At 42.0% G+C, this 20139-nt stretch carries 14 protein-coding genes; 5 read left to right on the top strand and 9 right to left on the bottom strand.

Annotated features, from left to right (window positions below):
• Positions 1 to 784: 784 nt before the first annotated feature.
• On the bottom strand, positions 785 to 1150 hold the full coding sequence (locus tag AC3CKG_RS17805; protein WP_488529685.1) for a hypothetical protein: 366 nt from the start codon (positions 1148 to 1150) through the stop codon (positions 785 to 787).
• 90 nt (positions 1151 to 1240) lie between these two features.
• Positions 1241 to 2563: an outer membrane channel protein TolC gene (tolC, locus tag AC3CKG_RS17800; protein ID WP_488529684.1), complete on the bottom strand. Its 1323-nt coding sequence runs from the start codon at positions 2561 to 2563 to the stop codon at positions 1241 to 1243.
• A gap of 417 nt (positions 2564 to 2980) precedes the next feature.
• Here tolC and AC3CKG_RS17795 point away from each other — a divergent pair, with 417 nt between their 5' ends.
• On the top strand, positions 2981 to 3385 hold the full coding sequence (locus tag AC3CKG_RS17795) for a glycine zipper family protein (RefSeq protein ID WP_248384973.1): 405 nt from the start codon (positions 2981 to 2983) through the stop codon (positions 3383 to 3385).
• Positions 3386 to 3474: 89 nt separating this feature from the next.
• Here the strand turns inward: AC3CKG_RS17795 and AC3CKG_RS17790 are convergent, their stop codons facing one another.
• From AC3CKG_RS17790 to AC3CKG_RS17770, 5 genes are all read right to left on the bottom strand, one after another.
• Positions 3475 to 5136 (bottom strand): winged helix-turn-helix domain-containing protein, encoded by a 1662-nt coding sequence (locus AC3CKG_RS17790; protein WP_488529683.1) that lies wholly within the window; start codon positions 5134 to 5136, stop codon positions 3475 to 3477.
• A gap of 294 nt (positions 5137 to 5430) precedes the next feature.
• The gene (gene pdxY, locus AC3CKG_RS17785; RefSeq protein ID WP_488529682.1) at positions 5431 to 6288 is read right to left on the bottom strand and encodes a pyridoxal kinase PdxY; all 858 of its coding nucleotides are present in this window, start codon (positions 6286 to 6288) and stop codon (positions 5431 to 5433) included.
• A gap of 28 nt (positions 6289 to 6316) precedes the next feature.
• The gene (locus tag AC3CKG_RS17780) at positions 6317 to 7327 is read right to left on the bottom strand and encodes a phospholipase A (protein ID WP_488529681.1); all 1011 of its coding nucleotides are present in this window, start codon (positions 7325 to 7327) and stop codon (positions 6317 to 6319) included.
• Positions 7328 to 7728: 401 nt separating this feature from the next.
• On the bottom strand, positions 7729 to 9558 hold the full coding sequence (locus tag AC3CKG_RS17775; protein WP_488529680.1) for an FUSC family protein: 1830 nt from the start codon (positions 9556 to 9558) through the stop codon (positions 7729 to 7731).
• Entirely contained in the window at positions 9555 to 10406 is an 852-nt protein-coding gene (locus tag AC3CKG_RS17770; RefSeq protein ID WP_102280523.1) for an efflux RND transporter periplasmic adaptor subunit, read from the bottom strand. The genes AC3CKG_RS17775 and AC3CKG_RS17770 overlap by 4 nt, the downstream gene beginning before the upstream one ends.
• 748 nt (positions 10407 to 11154) lie before the next feature.
• Here AC3CKG_RS17770 and gad point away from each other — a divergent pair.
• A complete protein-coding gene (gad, locus tag AC3CKG_RS17765; protein ID WP_017110925.1) occupies positions 11155 to 12540 on the top strand; it encodes a glutamate decarboxylase in 1386 nt (461 codons plus the stop codon).
• Positions 12541 to 12629: 89 nt separating this feature from the next.
• Positions 12630 to 14522 (top strand): aspartate-alanine antiporter, encoded by a 1893-nt coding sequence (gene aspT / locus AC3CKG_RS17760; protein WP_488529679.1) that lies wholly within the window; start codon positions 12630 to 12632, stop codon positions 14520 to 14522.
• Positions 14523 to 14851: 329 nt separating this feature from the next.
• On the opposite strand, the gene AC3CKG_RS17755 is transcribed toward aspT, so the two are convergent.
• Positions 14852 to 16186 carry an MATE family efflux transporter gene (locus AC3CKG_RS17755; RefSeq protein WP_488529678.1) on the bottom strand — a complete coding sequence of 445 codons (1335 nt, stop codon included), beginning with the start codon at positions 16184 to 16186 and terminating at the stop codon, positions 14852 to 14854.
• 321 nt (positions 16187 to 16507) lie between these two features.
• On the opposite strand from AC3CKG_RS17755, the gene AC3CKG_RS17750 reads away from it, so the two are divergent.
• Positions 16508 to 17623: a hypothetical protein gene (locus AC3CKG_RS17750; RefSeq protein WP_065105295.1), complete on the top strand. Its 1116-nt coding sequence runs from the start codon at positions 16508 to 16510 to the stop codon at positions 17621 to 17623.
• 62 nt (positions 17624 to 17685) lie between these two features.
• Here the strand turns inward: AC3CKG_RS17750 and AC3CKG_RS17745 are convergent, their stop codons facing one another.
• Positions 17686 to 18669: a helix-turn-helix domain-containing protein gene (locus tag AC3CKG_RS17745; protein WP_488529677.1), complete on the bottom strand. Its 984-nt coding sequence runs from the start codon at positions 18667 to 18669 to the stop codon at positions 17686 to 17688.
• Between the two features lie 94 nt (positions 18670 to 18763).
• Between AC3CKG_RS17745 and AC3CKG_RS17740 the strand changes: the two genes are divergently transcribed.
• A complete protein-coding gene (locus tag AC3CKG_RS17740; RefSeq protein ID WP_192852976.1) occupies positions 18764 to 20134 on the top strand; it encodes a serine hydrolase domain-containing protein in 1371 nt (456 codons plus the stop codon).
• Positions 20135 to 20139 lie beyond the last annotated feature (5 nt).

Raw genomic sequence — 20139 nt, 5'->3', positions numbered from 1 at the left:
TAAGAAGACATTAAGCTCTAACCAAAATATATTTATGCTTAATAATCGGCGCAGTGCGCCGATTGGATATGTAATTTCAGTAAGTGTCTGTTTGACCAAGTTTCAACTATAGATGATTTAGTGTAAACGCGGCCTGTGAGGGAGAGTGATCTTTAGTCTAAAGTGAACAAATATAGGATATTTTAGAAGCGTTTCTTGACGGACTTACGAATAACAAACTATAGTCAATTTAGTAAGTCAATAATTAGCAAATTTAGTCTGCGTTATGATTAAGTTATTGATATCAGGTTATTTAATGAATGAATGAATATCGGAGTTTCTAGGGTTCAAATCCCTATCCCTCCACCACCATTGAAAAGCCCGCTGAGAAATCAGCGGGCTTTTTTGCATATGTAGCACTTGAAACTTGCTTAGAAACAAAGAGGTAAGCCAGCGTCTATTTCGCACGGAAGTATATTCCGCTTCAGTAGAGAGTTGTGTTCTTATTAGCTCTAATAATCAGCCATCATAAAGTCCCCTTAGGCTAGCCGAAGTAATAGACTTAAGAATGCTCTGCGTTGTCATAAAGTGGTCTCCTACGTACCATAGAGCCACTGTGCTGTTCAGAATTTTAGTGGTATCTAAGAGGCTGAGAGCACGACAACGAACTCATGCCATAACATAAATACAGACGTAAAAAGAGCCGCATAAAACTCTCGAAAGAAAGTTTCAAACAGCTCTTATTCGTAATGTAGATTGGACGTAAGTAAATTTAATTCTGTCGCAATGATGCTTTTGATTTGGGTTAACGAATCTTGGCAAGCAAAGCTTGTCTATTACCATTCAGAGCATGAACCACCTGACTTATCTTAGTTGCTATGGCTTGTTTAACTGCCTTTTTATCATCATATTTCTGTAGTTTATGTTGGAGTCCAAGAAATGCATCTTCTAGTCCCTTGCCCAAATCACAATCAGTGCTGTTTAGATAAAAGGTTTGGCTTGGCAGGAACGCAGATACTTTAATTTCATAATCTTGGAATACAATATTGAATTTAGCTTCATACTCAACGTGTAAAGCGCCTTCGGTTAACTGCATTAAAGTTGATAACTGTTCATTAATCATTGATTGCGTTTGTGGCGTGATAACTACATTTCGAGTTAAATTTTTCATTTTGTTTGCCTATTCAATGGCACTTGCACCATAGTAATTTGTATTGCTCCCAAGCTTTGGGAGCTCATGGATAGTATTCTTAAAGCGCAATTAATAGATTCGAGTTAATCCAGCGTCCACATCAAAAATGTCTTGTTCACTTAATGAACCAGTAGCCTGTTTCAGCTGAACTCTTGATAAAATGTATTGATAACGAGCATCCGATAGGTTCTTTTGTGCTTGATATACGTTTTGCGTACTATCCAAAACATCTACCATGGTTCGTGTTCCCACCATAAAGCCTTGCTCTGTCGCCTCTAATGCTGACTTTGCGGACACCAATGATTGTTCATAAGCCTTTATCGACCCAATCGCTGAGCGAATGTTGTTATTGATTGCTCTAATATTCTTCTCTACGTCGCGATAAGTACTCTCTAGATCCTGGCTTGCAGCAACATATTGATATTGAGCTTGTTTACCCTCTGAAGTGACACGTCCGCCGGAATACACTGGCAGATCGATAGATACTCCAATGTTGAATAGGTTCTCATCGTCATCTTGCGGATAACCTGTTACTGGGTTGTTCGGTTCATCAAAATTCTTTGTGTATTCATAACCAGTCGTCAATGAAATTGTCGGTAAATGGCCAGAACCTGCAAGTGAGATTTGCTCTTTAGCAATATCCTTTTGAATACGTCCGGCTAAAATTTGTAGGTTCTCATTACTTGCCTTTTGAACAAGATCATTTGCAGAGAGTTCAGGCATTGAAGTCGAGAATCGATTGATATCAAGAACAGAAAGGTTTGAAGCGGGCTGTCCGGTAATCGCGCGTAATTCTTCCAAGGCATTTTCTACCGAGTTTTGAGCCTGTATTTCTTGCGCTACAACATTGTCATATTGCGCTTGTGCATCCTGAACATCCGTGATGGGAGCACTGCCCACGGCAAAACGTTGTTCCGTTTGATTGAGTTGTTTAGCTAGAGCCTCTCTCTCTGACTGCACAAAACGAAGATTATCTTTTGCAGATAAAACATCAAAATAAGCTTCTGTTATATTGTAAATAACAGATTGCTGAGTAACCGCATAACGAGCATCTGCTTCACGTGCCGTTTTTTCAGAAATACTGAGAGATATCCAACTGCCGCGATCGTATATCGACTGGACTAATCCAAGATTAACGTTCCCAGAACTACCGTCAGCCTCATGACGATCTGTATCTTGATAGACGTACCCTGCAGTTAGGTCAATTTGTGGTAACAAGTCACTTCTTGTTGAGTTGATCGCCTCAAATGCGCTGTCACGTTGAGCAGCCGCTTCAAGCAGTTCAGGATCATGTTGTTTGGCTAAACCATAGATTTCACTCAGTGAATCCGCTTTTACCGCTCCACTCATCGCCAACAAGATCAGAGGAGTAATTTTTGTCTTATTTTTCATTTTGATACCGTATTAAATATGAAGTTTTTCATTAAAAAGTAACTAAAGCGGCTGGAGTGATCAGATCACGAAGCTTATTCAATGTGTCTGAATGGTATAGTTTTGTTGGAGTTGGCATATTCTCTCCTAGATAGGGTGTGGTTAACGTGGTGAGAATATTAAGGTACTAAGCAAGCTTTGTTATCATCAATTAATTACACTATGCTATTTTTTATATAATCCATTTAAAACAACAATTTAGAATTAATTTTTATTGGGTTTTTATCTGGTTTTTATCTGGTTTTTATCCTGAAATTAATAATAATCTGATGGTGGCTTTGCAGTAGAAGATTATTAGATATGGTTTATACGGCCTTTATTTATTCAGATTTGTCATCCGTTATGATCATCTTAATTAATCAACTAACGGATAAGAAAATGAAAAAACTACTTTTACTATCACTAATGGCAATTGCGGTTGCCCCGCAAGCTTTCTCTCAAAACTTAATCATCGACACCAAAGGTTTAGATCAGGAAAAATACAGTGCTGATATGTATCAATGTGAACAATTGAGTGGCCAGGTGCAGTTGCAACAAACACAGAGCACAGGCAGAACGACAATTAGGCATGTTGGCAGAGGAGCGGCTCTAGGTGCTGGCGCAGCTGCAATCGGCGGTGGCTCAGGTTCAACAGGCGCAGAGATAGGCGCGGGCATTGGACTGGTGACGGGGTTTTTAGGCGGTTCAGCGCAAAAAGAACAAGCTTCTATGCAATATTCAGGAGAAAAAGACAAAGTGATGAGAAACTGTATGACTGAACGTGGTTATACCATCCTTAACTAAGGTAAAGCGAACACAAGGTGAATGAACTCAAACACAAAAGGCACGGTAACCTCAGTTACCGTGCCTTTTGTGTATCTGGTTGCTAGTTTCTAACGAGAGCTCAGTTCTATTTTGGTCTTTATATCCGATAAATCACTGTTGAAAAATAAGACTTCAGATAGATCGAGTACTAAAGTGGTCGAAGCCTCTAATACCGCATAGTAATAAAGCTCTTCTGCTGCATCTCGATTACCCGTTAACTCTGCTTTTTTAGCACTTAGAATATAAAAAAGAACCGAACGGCGATTTGGAGGTATCGCATTAAGTAATGAATTGGCTGCTACAGTATCATCCTGTGATAAGGCCATCATTACCATAGCCTCTATTACTCTTGGAGTATTACGTCCTTCTTCGGAGAATGACGAAAATTTCCTTAGTGCTCTTTCATTTTGCTCTGCAATTAACGTTGTATTATCTTGCTTGGGATTCAAATACAGATAAGAAAGGTTATAGATATAACCCGAAGCCACAATGTAAGGATTTTCTGGTGCGTAAATCTCGGCTTGTTTTATCAGTTCAAGAGCTTCTAGCTCTGAAGTACCATGGTAGGTAGCTGAGTGGGCGGTCAAGATTGAATTTAATGCGACGCTATCATCAGGTAATTCATTAACTAATTTCGCTATCTGTTGTTTATCGATATCAAGATTGAATGAATCCAGTAAATCATCTAACGACGATTTTATCGATCTTTTCAATGCTTGATTAGATACGTCATAATTGCGATCTAAATGCTTATGTTTCGATATACGATTGAAATACTCTATCTCTAACCGTTCTTTACTTTGATTTGTACTGCTTTTAAAGTGAATCTCATTTGCCGCTAACTTGGCAGCGGGGCCATCATAGATAATCCGAAAATCTTGATATGTTTTTAAAAAGTCTAATAACGTTTTGATGACTCCGACTTTCAAATCATCTTTTCTTATCTCATCATCAATAATCACATGAATGTATCTAGGCTCAAGAGATAAATAACTTGGTGTTTCAGCGATATTTTTTGTCGCTACATGTGTGCTTGGGGCTTGGTTCTGATTAATAAAAAACCAAGAGACTATCACGGCAAAGAGCACAGCAACGATAATCAACAAAGGTGCTTTTTTTACGTTAGTTGATTTGGGCTCCTTTGTCTGTGTCTTTGGTGGCTGTACTGGCGGATGACTGGGTTTAGTAGGCTCGACTAAAGGTGTTGACGTCTGCGCCTGCTCTTCAGCAACCGGGTCTTCATTGAAAGCCTCAGATTGTTCAACTTCTTTAGTCTCTGCGATAACAGACTCTGTAGATTCGGTTTCAGGTTGCACTTCGCCTTCATTTGAATAGTCCGATGTTTCAGTTTCTAGCGATTCACTTCTAAAAACACTATCAATCAATACTTTCGGAGCTTCGATTGTCCGATCAACAGTAGCGTCTAATTTATAACCTCGTTTGGGTACCGTAACAATATATCCATGAGGGTGATTCCCATGCTGTTTGAGAATTTTACGAAGCTCAAAAATAGCCTGTGTGATAACTTGATCAGAAAGAATCGAACCATTCCACACTTCGTCAATCAGCTCGTCTCTTGAAAAGACAGTATCTGGGTATTCACAAAGGAAATGAAATAGTTTGGAAAGTCTATTATCAATAACAATGGTCTCTCCATCTAGGATAAACTTATCCTCGTAGGGAACAAACAACCATTCGTCGAACTTATACTGCACTTTTTGATTCTTCATAAATTCTATCGAGACTCTTTATAACTTATTGTATTTAGTTAAAAACTATAGGATAGAATTGTACAAAAAACAAAAAAACCTCGATAATTTTCATTATCGAGGCTCTTTAGAATCAATAGCTTATTTTGCGCTTAAATACGCTTCGGAGTAACCTTCTAACGTCTTCACTCACAATTGGTTGTGTTAGCCTCTTTTCATCGAAGTGTGGTAGTGAGAGCACCCAATTTGTCTCGCGTTTCATTGGTAATATCCGCCATTGATTTGCGTACTCACCGCCACTGGATTTTTAGAGTGTTAACCTACTTTTTGTACAGGATAATCGTAAGTAGGCTGGACAAATTCATTTTGCGCTTTAATGGTTTGCAACTCCCATTCCCCGCGATCTTGAGTCTCTTTTAATACCCCAAACGCTGCGTTGTGAGCATGCCCAAAAGCATCGACTGCCGATAAACCTTTTGATAGGCCAGCAGAAAACAAGCCCGTGATCAAATCACCAACGCCTACCGGTTGCTTGGCAAACTCTAATTTAGGGCGCTGAGCTAAGTAAGTGCCTTCCGATGTTGCTAACATCATCGAGAAATTTTCATCTGACAAGCTATGCAAGTGTTTCACTAACACCACTTTCGGACCTTTACTCAAGGCCAATGTGCACGCCTTCACTGCATCATCAAGTGATTCAATTTTCATCCCAGTAAATTGAGTCAGTTCAAATTGATTAGGAACAATCACATCAGCGATCGGCATCAGATTGTTGACCAGTTTATCGGTGACTTCATCCGGTACTATACACCCTTTCTCAGGGTCACCCATTACAGGGTCGCATACATACAAAGCTTGTGAGTTACGCGTTTTAAGGGTGTTCACCGCCGTTACAACGGAATCACATTGAGCTGCACTTCCTTGATAGCCTGAGACTAAGGCAAAACACTGATCAAGCTGCCCGATATTGTTTAAGCCCGAAATCAATTGGTCAATGTCTGAGGCGTCAAACGCTCGCCCCGTCCAACCTTGCTGATATTGAGTATGGTTAGAATACTGAACGGTATGAATCGGCAAAACTTCAACGCCCATTCTTTGCATTGGAAAAACGGCGGAGCTGTTACCGGCATGACCAAAAACAACGTGTGATTGAATTGATATAATATTTGTCATCGAAAGCTTCTCTTTTAAATTCAGTTTATTAGATAATATCAGTCAACAAGATGCCGACACCAATACGTTGGTTGTGATAGTCATAATCAATCAAGCTTTCACCGTAACCATTAAAATACTGCACGTACCCACGCACGTGTTCTAAGAGTGGGAAGCTGACGCCCGCTTCAAGACCGCCGTAGCCTGTTCTGAAGTTGTAGTGACCCACGCCAGTGAACTCTAGTACGTCATATTTGTACGCTGTCGTCACTTCATAGTGACCAAGGTAGTCTTCAATATCGGTGTTATCACTGTCCATTCCGCCCAGGTTGTACCAAGGTTCAACGTACATCATAAAATTATCTTCCTCGTAACCCACACCCGCATAAATTCGGTTCCAGCTTCGGCTTAACTCATCAGTACGACCGTTTGATTCGTGCTCATAACCAACTCGAGAAAACCACACACCATCACCCGCTTCGATAGGTAATTTAGTTTCATAAAACACTTCTGGGCGATAATTCGTATCACGAAAGGGCGCTGAGATATCAGACGAGTACGCCTGCCAAAATGATTTCAATGTAAAACCAAAGTACAACTCGTCACTTTCATTGAAGATATCGTCGGTAATCAAAGGCACTTTAAAGCTTATCTGGAATTTGATTTCTTCATCGCTCAAACCATCGGCTGCATCGCCGAATACCTCAGAATTGTATGGATTCTTATTGACCGATTTCATATGAGTGATCGGTAGTAGGTAGTTCTGACGATAAGGCGTAATAACAAAAGGGTTCTCTGCCGTTTCTTTTTCTAGTTCATGTCGGGTTGTGGTTTTAGCATGGCCCGCTGTTTTTTCTTGCTCACACTGAGCTTTGATTTTTTCTAGGCTGTCTTGCTCAACATCCATATGGATTTGACGTAATACACAATTATCAAACGTTTGTTCAGAGTTGGTACGGGTATCATCAGCCATAACCGGTGACGCAGCTAAGGAAAGAAGTAGCAGTAAAGCTTTAGACTGCGGAGAAGGTTGATTAATACGGTTTATGTAAGTGTTCATCGTTCGCTACCTTTCATATCGTTAAGTAAGTTTCGATATGAATAATGCGCGATACCGTCAGCGAATAAATAAAGTAAATTTCATTTTCTCGTAACCTTTAAATCATTGATGATTTTCTCTTCGCTATACAAAAATAAAACCTATCAAAAATATAAAATATACATTTTAAGCAAATAAAATCAGACGCTTATGATGGGTGCTATATTGAGTCGAACAGTTTGGCCGAAAAAATAAAATGGAGATAAAACAGTCATGGCAGGTTAGTTTGCTTCGGTGTGTGACTCTTTATAAGAAGCAAATACGATTATCGAACCAATGTGAATGGTCAGCGCCTTTACATTGCGAGCTACTCCTACCCTATATAGAGATTGGCGAACCAATCTCTATATAGGTTGCCACGGTTAAGGTGTGCTATTGCATAACTTCATTAGCGCAAACCAATTGTAATTTAACTGTGCTTGATCACTAACCCTGCTACTCACAAGCTTCAGCAACGCTTGGTTTTTCAGGAGTTGCTCTTTATCACTGTCCAAAGAAGAAAGGAGCACGTCGCGCTCCACGCTATCAAGCATTTCGTTTGTTAGCACACGAACAATGGACTTGGTGTAGAGCAACCGAAATACCGTATCATCTTCATTCTCACCTAATACGTGAGGATAAAATGATAAAAACAGATTGTTCAAATTCAATTGGTTAATGGCACTCTTATGCTTGTATTTGACCTTACGCACCAGTTGTTCAACACGACGTTTAACAATATCTACTGCCGTTCTAGAAGGTATTAATTGGTAAGAAAGCCAAAGCACAATTAATCCCACCATATTCGCCACCAATGTATTTAAGAAATGAGCAAAATCAAAAGTAGGTATACTGGTTGTCGGTACAAGATTACTCCAAGAGAACAACGAGACCATCATGATGATTTTTAATAGCGATTTACTTTGGTTAAACCAATACGCCATGATGTAAATCCCCACAAACCCCACTGTATAAACAATGATTGGTGAGCCTATGGGCATGACAATAAAGTTGACTAAGAAGGCAAATCCTCCGGCCAAAAACTGGGCATAAATGTTTGGACTAAATGCTTTTTCTGCACCAGGGTTTGCCGCAAAGACCGATACCACCATACCAGCCATGATCATTGCACCCATTCCATCTTGCCACTGCAGTTCAATCCACATAAATGACAATAGAAAAAGTGCTAGTGCAGCTCTGAACATATTGATTAGCACCAAATAACCATCGGTAAAATCGCTAATTTTATCTACAAATTGTGTCTCGCTAGTTTTTTCTAGGCCGTTTTGCTGCGAAAAGTTGTCAAGTTGGGCGGCAAATTGCTTAACTTGAAAGTGAAAAAGTGAGAAAAAGTCACTTTCTGTCAGTGACCACTCTTGTGCAAAACTTGCTTCAAGTATGAAGTCATTCTCTTGTAATGCTTGCCATGCATCTTGGGTCATACCAGCAGAATCACCCATGTTACGCAGTTCAATACCCATTATGGCAATGTTGATACAATCGTAAAAACTTGTACGGCTTGATATTTTGGCAGCCATATCGCTTTGACTACCAAAGATTTCATCATCCACTGCCAGCCATTTTCGGCCAATCATAGTCAAAAAAATTCGGATTGATTTAGTGACAGAGGACGCATCCGATTGAAAAAGTGTCTTGATAAAATGAATTGTCTGTTTTTTGACAAACGTTAGCTCACGCTTATCATCCGGATACGGGATCATGAGACTCGCTACCATAGACATCACGATCCCAAACGAGATACCGACACATCGTAGTTGGACGTGGTCGAAGAGGTTTGCCATATTCGGATCCGCTGCCACTGGAAATCCAACCAATGATAACGTTACGCCCACAATGGCAAACATGTAAGAAACTCGGTGATGAAAATAAGAAGCGATGCCAAGACTAACTACAATGCCCAAAATAATGAAGCTGTTAAAAAGCCATGCATCAATCAAAGTCACACTTGCGATGAGCAACACATAAGCGCCCCCCATAAAAGTGCCTGCAAGACGCGCCATGGCTTTTCGGATGCTAGCTCCCCGAGTACCTGTGATTTGAATAATGGCTGTCGTCATCATTGCCGTTCCAGTGGAGTCGGAATCAAACAGCTGTGACAAAACCCAAGTCAACACTACGGCAACAGCAAAACGAAAACCAAAAATGGCAGAGTCAGGATCGAGCCACTGCCGTGCCCAATTAAGTAACATCATTGAATCGTAACCGAGACAGTGGTGCCCGCAATCAGTCTCTCATTTACGATGACTTCATGTGGAATGCTAATACGAACAGGCACACGTTGCGCTAAACGCACCCAAGGGACGGTGGGATCTACATTTGATACCAAGCCAGAGCTGTCGGCACTTTGGTCGGTGATAGCACGTCCAATTCCGTCCACTGTACCTTCAAAGGTGTCCCCAGAGGAGTAAGGTGTGATGGTTGCAATCGCCCCTTCTTTAATTTCTTTGATTTTGTTTTCGGTAAAATAAGCTTGAATGTAATAAGTGTTGCTTTCCACCAATGCTACAAAGGTTTCGCCAGTATTAATAAAGTTACCTTGGCGTTGTTGAAGGTTAGTGACATAACCATCTTGCGGTGCAACCACTTGGGTACGACTCAAGTCCAACTGCGCTTTAGCTAGGTCTAGTTTTGCCTTTTTATACTCAGCTCTGTTGGCATCAACTTGCAATTTTTCTGACATTACCTGCTCAGGTGAAATCAATCGTGCAGACAATAATTTCGAGTCACGACGATACACATTCTTCGCTTGATTGAGCTCAGATTCTGCTTTTAGCATTGAGAACGTGGCATCAGAGACGTTATTGTTATAATCCGTATCGTCAATGGTAAATAGCAAGTCACCTGCATGGACAAACTGATTGTCTGTCACCGCGATGCGAGTAATTTCCCCAGATACCTTCGGCGAGATTTGCGCAATCTCCACGTGTATTTTGGCATCACGAGTCCACAAAGAATCTGTGTATGCCACCCAAGAGGTATAACAAGTCAAGCCGGCACCAATAACAAGAGCTGTGGGCAATAATACTTTAAATACATTCATTTTATTTTACCTGTAATAATAAAAACTGCCCAGCAACAATGATTACTAGGCATAGTTCACATAAAGAAGGGTTCATGATTTTATTCTTTCTTAGTACATTGCCAAGAAAGTACTTAACTAACATTAGAGCAAACAAGCTAACAATAACAAGTATCATAAAACTCGGTATATAAACGTTGCCAAATAATAGTTGGTCTTTCATTTTAACACCCATTAATAATGGTTTTGATATTGAGCGGACAAACGTAATTAATACTTGTTACTGATATTAAATATTAGATAACTCTGCTGACCACTCTCGATAAGTTGCCAAGAAGTATATCTATTCGGAAAGATTAAATAATTACACTTACATCATTAATTCATAATTTTAACATGCACAAAAACATTAAATTGTTGATTTATATGTATTATATTTTCTTGATGTTGATTTTTAAGAGCTTCTTTAACTTTAGTAGGCAAAGGAGGGAACTGTGTTTTTGGTTCTGGCGCGACTTTTAAATAGTACCTCCATGACTATTTCCCTAAAAATTGAAAAATTGTCATTTCAAAGAAATAACTCAAGTAATTATTTCTTTATCATTTTTCCTCCATTATGTTTTTCCTGATTCTTTAATTATGACTCTTTTATTTTTAATTGATGGTTTTATATTCCGATTCGGTAATAATTCATCTCGTCCCAACCAAGACTGGTTTTAAATAGTAAACAAACCTGTCATTGATTATTAATTATGTAACGGAGAAAAACATGCTAAACAACAAACAAAACAACCAAGCTGCTGATGACGTATTTGCGGATCAATTACTTGATAGCACTATTAACAATCACGTTTTTCCAAGTGATGAATCAAATCCAGACGCTGCTTATCAATTGGTTTCTGATGAATTAATCCTAGATGGAAACTCTCGTCAGAACCTAGCGACTTTTTGTCAAACCTGGGTGGATGGCAATATCCATAAGATCATGGATGAGTGCATCGACAAAAACATGATTGATAAAGACGAGTACCCACAAACTGCAGAAATTGAAGACCGTTGTGTTCGCATGCTAGCTGACCTTTGGAACTCACCCGATGCAGAAAACACGATGGGCTGTTCAACAACAGGTTCAAGTGAAGCTGCAATGTTAGGTGGCATGGCTATGAAATGGCGCTGGCGTGAAAAGCGTCGCAAAGAAGGTAAATCAACAGATAAACCAAACCTGATTTGTGGTCCTGTTCAAGTGTGCTGGCATAAATTTGCAAAATACTGGGATGTTGAGCTTCGTGAAATCCCTATGGAAGGTGACCGCCTTCTGATGACACCTGAAGAAGTTCTAGCTCTTGCTGATGAAAATACCATTGGTGTGGTACCGACACTGGGCGTGACATTCACTTGTCAGTACGAACCTGTAAAAGCGATCGCAGATGCCCTAGACAAACTAGAAGCAGAAACAGGTCTTGATATTCCGATGCATGTCGATGGCGCAAGTGGCGCATTCATCGCACCATTCTGTGACCCAGAGCTGGAGTGGGATTTCCGTATTCCTCGAGTGAAATCTATCAATGCATCTGGCCATAAATACGGTCTAGCACCTCTTGGTGTGGGCTGGGTTGTTTTCCGTGAAGCAAGTGACCTTCCGGAAGATTTGATTTTCCGTGTGAACTATCTTGGCGGCGACATGCCAACGTTTGCTCTCAACTTCTCTCGTCCTGGCGGCCAGATCGTAGCTCAGTACTACAACTTCCTACGCCTAGGTAAAGAAGGCTACAAACGCATCCACGATGCTTGTTACCACTCAGCACAATATCTATCGGACGAAGTCGCGAAATTAGGGTTATTTGACATTATTTATGATGGTCGTGGCGGTATCCCTGCAATGAGCTTTAGCTTGAAAAACGACGTTGATGCAGGCTTCAACCTGTTTGACTTAAGCGATGCAATTCGTGCTCGCGGCTGGCAGATCGCAGCATACTCAATGCCTTCTAACCGTGAAGACTTGGTCATCATGCGTGTACTTATTCGCCACGGTGTGAGTCGTGACATGGTTGATCTATTGGTTCAAGACCTTAAGCGTACGATTGAAAAGTTCAACAAATTCCCTGTTGTGAACTCTGTTGATGAAGACAGCGCAAGCTCATTCAACCACGGTTAATCCGAACGCAATTTGGGGCTATTCACTTAGCCCCAGTCATCACTTAATTAATAACAAACTAAATTACCATCAACATCTTTGAGGTTTTCATGACATTCTTATCCAAACTGTGCCCGACAAAATTTGTCAGACATGTATTTCTAAGCTTGCTTGCCATATTCATGCTCGCTGGCACCATTAATATTGATGCGACGCAAGCGACGCCTTCTTTCAATCTCATTAATTCGGCGCAAGCACAAGAACAAGCATCTACGCAAAAAACAGATACCACTGCTGTAAAATCCGCTGTGAAAGCATCTGTAAAAGCAGAACCAATGTGGATTGTGAAAGTATTCCGAGAGCACCAAGCACTGGCTATTTTCCTGACTCTCGCAGTGGGTTACTGGATAGGAGCTATCAAATTTGGTCACTTTAGTCTTGGTGCAGTAACAGGCACTTTGATTGCTGGCGTATTAATTGGTCAGCTTGATATTTCGATATCATCGCAAGTTAAATCAATTTTCTTCACGCTCTTTTTGTTTGCTGTCGGCTATGGCGTTGGTCCACAGTTTGTTCGAGGTGTCGCAAAAAATGGTGCTCCACAAGCTATCTTTGCCGTGGTTATTTCACTTCTGTGCTTTGCTGTAACTTATGCTGGCGCAAAAATGGCCGGTTACGACGTAGGTCTGGCCGCTGGTCTTTGGGCTGGCGCACAAACGATTTCAGCTTCAATTGGTCTTGCAACCGATGCGATTAACTCATCTGGCGCTACTAATACTCAAGAGTTACTCGATCAAATTCCGGTGGCTTACGCAATTTGTTACCTGTTCGGTACTATTGGTACTGGTATGATTCTAGCGTACGTGGGGCCAAAACTGTTGGGCGTTGATCTAGAAGAAGCCTGCAAAGATTACGAACAAAAAATGTCAGAAGGCACACCTGAAGAAGGTATTGCACGAGTTTGGCATCGCACAGAGTCTCGTACTTATGAAGTTCAAGACAACATCAACAACAAAACGGTAGCTGACTTTGAAGCTCAGCACCAAGAAGAACGTTTGTTCATAGAGAAAATTAAACGCAATGGTCAGATGATTGAGTTTGATGCAGCCAGCCCACTGATGGCAAAAGATGTGATTGCATTAACTGGTCACACAGACGCATTGGTTCATGCTCAGCAGTATTTGACAGAAGTCGTTGATGATGAGCTAGATAATCTGCCTCTTGAAACGGTCGATATTGTTGTCACCAACAAAAAATTTGCTAACCGCACTTTGGTTGAACTAGCAAAAGAAGATTACACTCGTGGTGTTTACCTAAACAAAATTACTCGTGGCGCGGCGAGTCAAGAAATCCCGATGCTTGCTCAAACGGATATTCATCGTGGCGATGTACTGTCAGTGACTGGTACCACTCTTCATACCGAGCGTATGGAAAAAGCGGTAGGTCACGTTGATAGAACAACGACAGAAACAGATATGGTATGGGTTGGTTTATTCATCGTTATCTTTGGTCTGCTTGGCGCATTGGTGGTTAATGTTGACGGCGCACCTGTGACCTTGTCAGTATCAGGTGGTGTGTTAATCGGTGGTCTGATATTAGGTTGGTTGCGCTCGGTACACCCAACGTTTGCTCGTCTGCCACAACCGACACAATGGTTTATGAACTCTGTCGGCCTAAACATCTTCATTGCTATTGTTGGTATTTCTGCCGGTCCTGGCTTTGTTGCAGGCCTTAAAAACGCTGGCGCAGGTCTATTCGTAATTGGTGCTGCAGCGACAGCAATCCCAATGCTACTGGCACCATTGATTGGTAAATACATCTTTAAGTTCCATCCAGCACTGAACCTAGGTATTTGTGGTGGCGCTCGTACCAGTACAGCTTCGGTTGCAATGGTTGGAGAAAAAGCGAAAAGTAATATCCCAATGCTTGGTTACACCGTACCTTACGCTGTATCAAACACACTACTGACACTTATCGGTATGTTCATGGTGCTGTTCTACTAACCTAGAATTCACTAATAATTAAAGCCTCTTGTTACTCGCACGAGGCTTTTTTCGTTTTGAATTTGCAAAAATAAAACTGAAATATCTTGGATACATCATTATTTATTTTAGTGAGAGGGTAAGTCGATCTGAGGTAATAAAAGGCAGAGTGTTTATGTTCTGCTTTGGCGTTTTAACTAGATGTCTTTGCGACTTCTAATTGCTTATTTCGCTACATTGCCTGCCACGTTTAATATGTCCCAAGTTCTTGCCAATGGTGGGGCATAACAGAAGTCCAAAAAAAGCAGCCCAAGTGGCTGCTTTTTTGTATTTAATAACTTTCTCGCTAGTTAATTAGCAAACTTAGCCTCGACTTGCCCGAGTGCGCGTTGATACATAAACCATGCACAGGTTCCGGCAAGCACATTACCTACCATTGCGCCCCAGAATAGGCCTTCAATACCCGCAAGTTGAGAGCCAACCCATAAGCAAGGCAAGAAGAAGGCGAACAGGCGCAGCGCTGAAATCGTCAATGCGGTGTAAGACTTGCCTAATGCGTTAGAGATAGAAACCATCAGCATACAGATTCCCAATGGCCCTAAGCTAATAGGCACGATCAGTAGGTGGTAGTTTAAAATCGTTGAGACTTCGCTTTCACTAGTCATTAGGTTTGCCAGTCCGCCTGAGAATAACCATGTCACCAGTGCAATCACCAACTGGAAACCCAATACGAACATCACCGCAATCTTAACGAGCTTACGTATGTTTTCGAGGTTGTTCTCTCCCAACATGCGACCAATCATTGGAGGCATCGACATCGTTAATGCCAGTACAGCGACAATCGAGAAGAATTCAAAACGTGAACCCAGCGCCCAAGCTGCAACGGCAGCAGTGCCATAGCCAGCAAGCAGCTTAGTGGCGAACATGGATGAAACAGGTGGCAGCAGCTGACTGATCATCGCAGGCCCCATAATGTTACCAATGGAGCGAACACTCTTACCAATGTCGAGATCGTGCCAGTCGAACGTCATCCAATGCTTCTTAGTCACCTTAGGAGCAACGAAAAATATACCCGCACCGAACGCTAAGATGGTCGCAATGGCGGCTCCATTGATACCCATGTCGAGCGTAAAGATGAAAATCGGGTCCAATATCAAGTTGATGATACTGGTCGCGATCATCATTGAACCGGGTAGCATGGTATTACCATTGGCACGACACACACTGTAGAAGAAGTAGAGCAGCGCACCTGTCCAAGAGCTGACTAGCCAATAGATCCAATAAGAATCAATGATTGGCAATACCGTCGGTGGCGCATCCAACAACTGTAAAATTGGCCCACGCAATAGGTAGATGATGACGGAGAAAAGCGCAACACTCACGCTGCCCATCGCAATCACTAATCCACCTAGTTGCTTGGCGTAGCGCGTTTCATTCGCGCCAATGGCTCTAGCGATTACCGCGGTTGTCGCGATACCTAACCCGACCTGAATACCAATGATGATCATCTGTATTGGAAGCGTGAAACCTTGAACAGCGAGCGGCAGCACGCCCAGTTGGCCAATAAAAGCACTGTCTACAAGCTGGAAGCTCATTAGGGAAAGCACCCCAAACAGCATTGGCCATGTCATTGTATAGAGTTGTCGGCCAAGAGAAGGCGAGGGAGTTGCGGTAGTAGAATTCATAACGCTCTTATCGGTCTTGAAGTTAGGTTTGTATTGGTGACAAACCTCTCAATGAAGAATTGCGTAAAGGATAACGTAAGGTCAGCCCGATACCAATAACTGTTAACAGATCTCGGCATATTCCCTAACTTTGAGTTCAGAGTAGTTGTTGCACTCTGTCCTGTGGCTTTATGGAAGTACCTCTCAAACCTTATTTATTTTATAGGGTTATCGTTGTTGGCTAATGTAATTATCAAATCCATAAACTAATATCGTCAAAGGGAAAGGAATTGCGAGTCAGCAAGCACCGTTTTAACTGCATATTGGAGAGGGAACCTAAATATGCCGACGACAGAAGAAATTCAGATCAGCCAAGAACAGGTTAGAAAGAACAAGGCGAAGGTACTCGCTAAGATAAACCAACAAGGCATCATGTCTCAGGGCTTTCGTTTGGTTAACGTCAAAGATTACCAACAGAAGTTGCAAGCATTGAAACAAAAGGTCGAAAATTTCGATTACATGAATGCCGCTAACAAGCAGCAAGATCAGGTCATTCTCGACATCATGACTCAGAAAGAAAAGATTCATAACTATCTGGATGAATCATCAAGTCAGAAGTTGGCGAATAGCAATCTAGATTTTGGTTCTCGAAATCAGGTCGCGAATGCCACGCTAAAGAAAAAGCAGCTGTTCATGATGTTTATGGAGACGGTCGAGGCTCAAGAGGCGCTTAGAGAGTTCGCTGTGCAAGTCGCTTCAGTGTGTAACGGAACGCTCAAACAGCCTCCCGGTGCTTATTTGGGCGTAAAAGATTTTCATGGTGCGTTGGATAAAATCACCAATCGAAAACGTCATTATGATATTGGCGACCTTAAAGATGCAGCCCGCATGACCATCGTGTTTGAGAGTATGGACGATATGATCGTGGCCAAAGCGATGATCATTTTGACTAAAGAGTTTGTCGAGCTGAAACACCATCAATCTGCGATGAAAGATCGCTATGGCACCAGCCAAGGCGACAACGCCAAATTCAACTGTGGCGCAACAGACGCTGGCTACAAAGACATTAAGTTCTTCTTAAAAATGGCTAATGGACATATTGGTGAATTGCAGCTCAATACCAAGAACATGATGGTGGCGAAAAAGAACGGTCACATCATTTATGACATCCTCCGAGACGGAGGCAATCTTGATAAGGCATTTACCATTACCAATACCGAAGTACTTGCCAAGATAAGCCGTAACATGAGTGAAAAGTGGTTCACCTTTATGAATACTCGTGTTCCTAAAGCGAGAGATGATTTGCAGGCAGTTCAACAGCTAGTCGATCGCTTGAGAGCTAATCTAGGAAGAGGGCAAAACTCGCTCCAAGTCAGCTTAGAAGAGATAACCATACTGTCTCGTGTCAGCCTCTATATTTACGAGCAGGGTGATAACGCGAGAGCTTTATTAGAGTAGTGAACTGATATCAACATCTTCGATTAAGTCCGGTTATTTGACCGGACTTTTTATTTTGATAACTACCTTTTTGTTTCTTTGCTCGTATTTCGATAACTTGGCGCTGTAGTGCCAGTCCAACCCTTAAAGGCGCGGTTAAAGTTACTCAAATCACTGTAACCCACTTGCCAGCTGATCTCTTGCACTGAAAGATCGGTCTCATCGAGTAACTGCTTGGCTTTACTCTTCCTAACTTGTTCTTTGGCCTGCTTAAAGAGGATCCCGTTACTCTTCAGATTTCGTTGCAGCGTTCGCTTTGTCATGCCGAGCATGGTAGCGAACCATTCAATATTGAACCAAGGCAAGGTCGAGTAAGTGCTTATGAGTACCTCAACAGCTTGATGCCAATCTTGGGTTGTGTCTTGTTCGGAGATTGCGCGATAGTCACCCGGCAAGGGAATGGCGATCGCGCCATATTGTTGCTCAAACTGAATATCAGAATTGAAGAAGTGTTTGGGTAACTTACGCTCACGGTTGTTTGCCGAGATTAGCTTAGCGTGTGATGGTTGCCATGTGCTTTCTATGAATTTACGACACAAGCTAATTACGGTCAGTGTGCGAAACCACTCAGATTGCTCAAAACCCGATGTCGATGGGTGATAGCAGCTGCGATGACATAGCCACCACATTCCATCGCGGTTTTCTGTCCACATGGTGACGTGATTGCTCAAGGTTGATATCTCAACAGTTAAACAACGGATTGCTTGCTCAAGTGATGTGCATTGGTCGATCTTTCGACTTAGCTCTGGCGACAGTTGTTCTAGAGATGCTTTTCGTCCAACCTCAATCCCAATTGAATAACCAAATTTACGCTCCAAGCTATGAATAAAGCGAACCAAATCCTGAGTAGGAAGCCACTGGTTAGAGTGTGTCAGCTCAATTGGCAACCCACATTCGATGGCCACCGAACGCCAGTCTAAAGAACGTGTTTGGCAATATTGAATATACGGTGCAATGTTACTGGTAGAGCTGAGCAGTATGTTGGTGGTGTTCGATGATGCTTTCATAGTTCTATGAGTCTGCCTTTAAATGTCACCAAATGACCTAATTAAGTGTAGCGCAACTTCATATACTTCTTCCAACCCAAATGAGGAGAAGAACATGAAACTTAAACCCCTTGCTCTAATTATTTCATCACTCACGATTTCATCACTTACCATTTCATCGATGGCTTTTGCAGAAAACCCAGTAGAGGCTGCACTTCAAGTAGAAGGCGCTCAGGTAACACTGACCGTGAAAGATGCTCAACAATCTTTTACTCCCTCGTTTGTTGCTTCAGCGCGAGAAAACTTCAATAACTTCCATTGGCAAATGGGTGGTGACCACAGCGTTTACTACAACCTGCATATGAGTGAGTTTATGCCAACGGCTTTTGCTGCACCGAATGAGGACTACAAGCCACTGGTTAAAAACCTTGATCCACGCCTTACGAAGTTGAAGGTTGAGACGGAAAGCAAGGGTGAAATGACAATGGCAGCGTACCTTGCTGATGAACAATTTAGAACTCAAGGCTTTATGCTGATTCATAAAGGCGAGATTGTTTACGAAGCGTATCCAGGCATGAGCCCGACAGACAGTCATGTATGGGCTTCAACGGCCAAAACTACCGTCGGTACAGTTGTGGCAATGCTGGTCGAAGAGGGCAAAGTCGACCCAGAGAAAGGCATTACTCACTATGTTCCAGAACTCAAAGGAACCAACTGGGAAGGCATTACTGTGCATCAGGTGCTCAATATGTCTACGGCGTTAGATAACGAAGAGACGCTTAAATCGATCCTGAACCCAGACTCTGACGTTGTACGTTTCTTTGCTGCATCATTTAACTCGCCAAGAGCCAAAACCGGTGAAATGGAAACATGGATGAATGTGGCTAAAGGCGCTCAGAAGCTAGATGGCGAGAAAGCGGGCGACCATTTCCGTTATGCCTCTATCAACACTATGGTACTAACCAAAATGGTTGAGAACATCGAAAACAAAACATGGACTCAAGTGTTTGAAGATCGTGTTTGGTCGAAAGTACATGCTCGCCAATCGATGGAATTTAACCTAACGCCTGATGGCATGGCGATCGCCGTTGGTTTGGTGTCTACAACAGTCGAAGACATGGCACGCTGGGGCACTCTGTTTACGCCAAGCTGGAAAGCGGTAGCGGATGAACCTGTTATCTCTCAAGCCGTGATTGATCGTATTCGCAATGGCGGCGATCCAAAAGCCTTTGTCGGCACGAGCAAGGAGAGCAGTTCATTGCATGCATACAATGAAAAAGCGGATTACAACGCATATCAATTCGACTTCATCTTCAATGACGGTGCAATGTCGAAAAGTGGCAACCTTGGTCAATTCATTTACATCGACCCAGAGCGTGATTTTGTTGGCGTGATGTTCTCGAACAACCCTTACCACTCTGGTTTTGGTGAAAACAAAGGCCCTGCGTTGATGCGTTCAGCTGCAAAATTACTTGCTGATAAATAACAGCC

This window comes from Vibrio sp. QJM3NY_15, from assembly GCF_057785995.1.
This window is presented reverse-complemented; position numbering and strand designations above follow the sequence as displayed.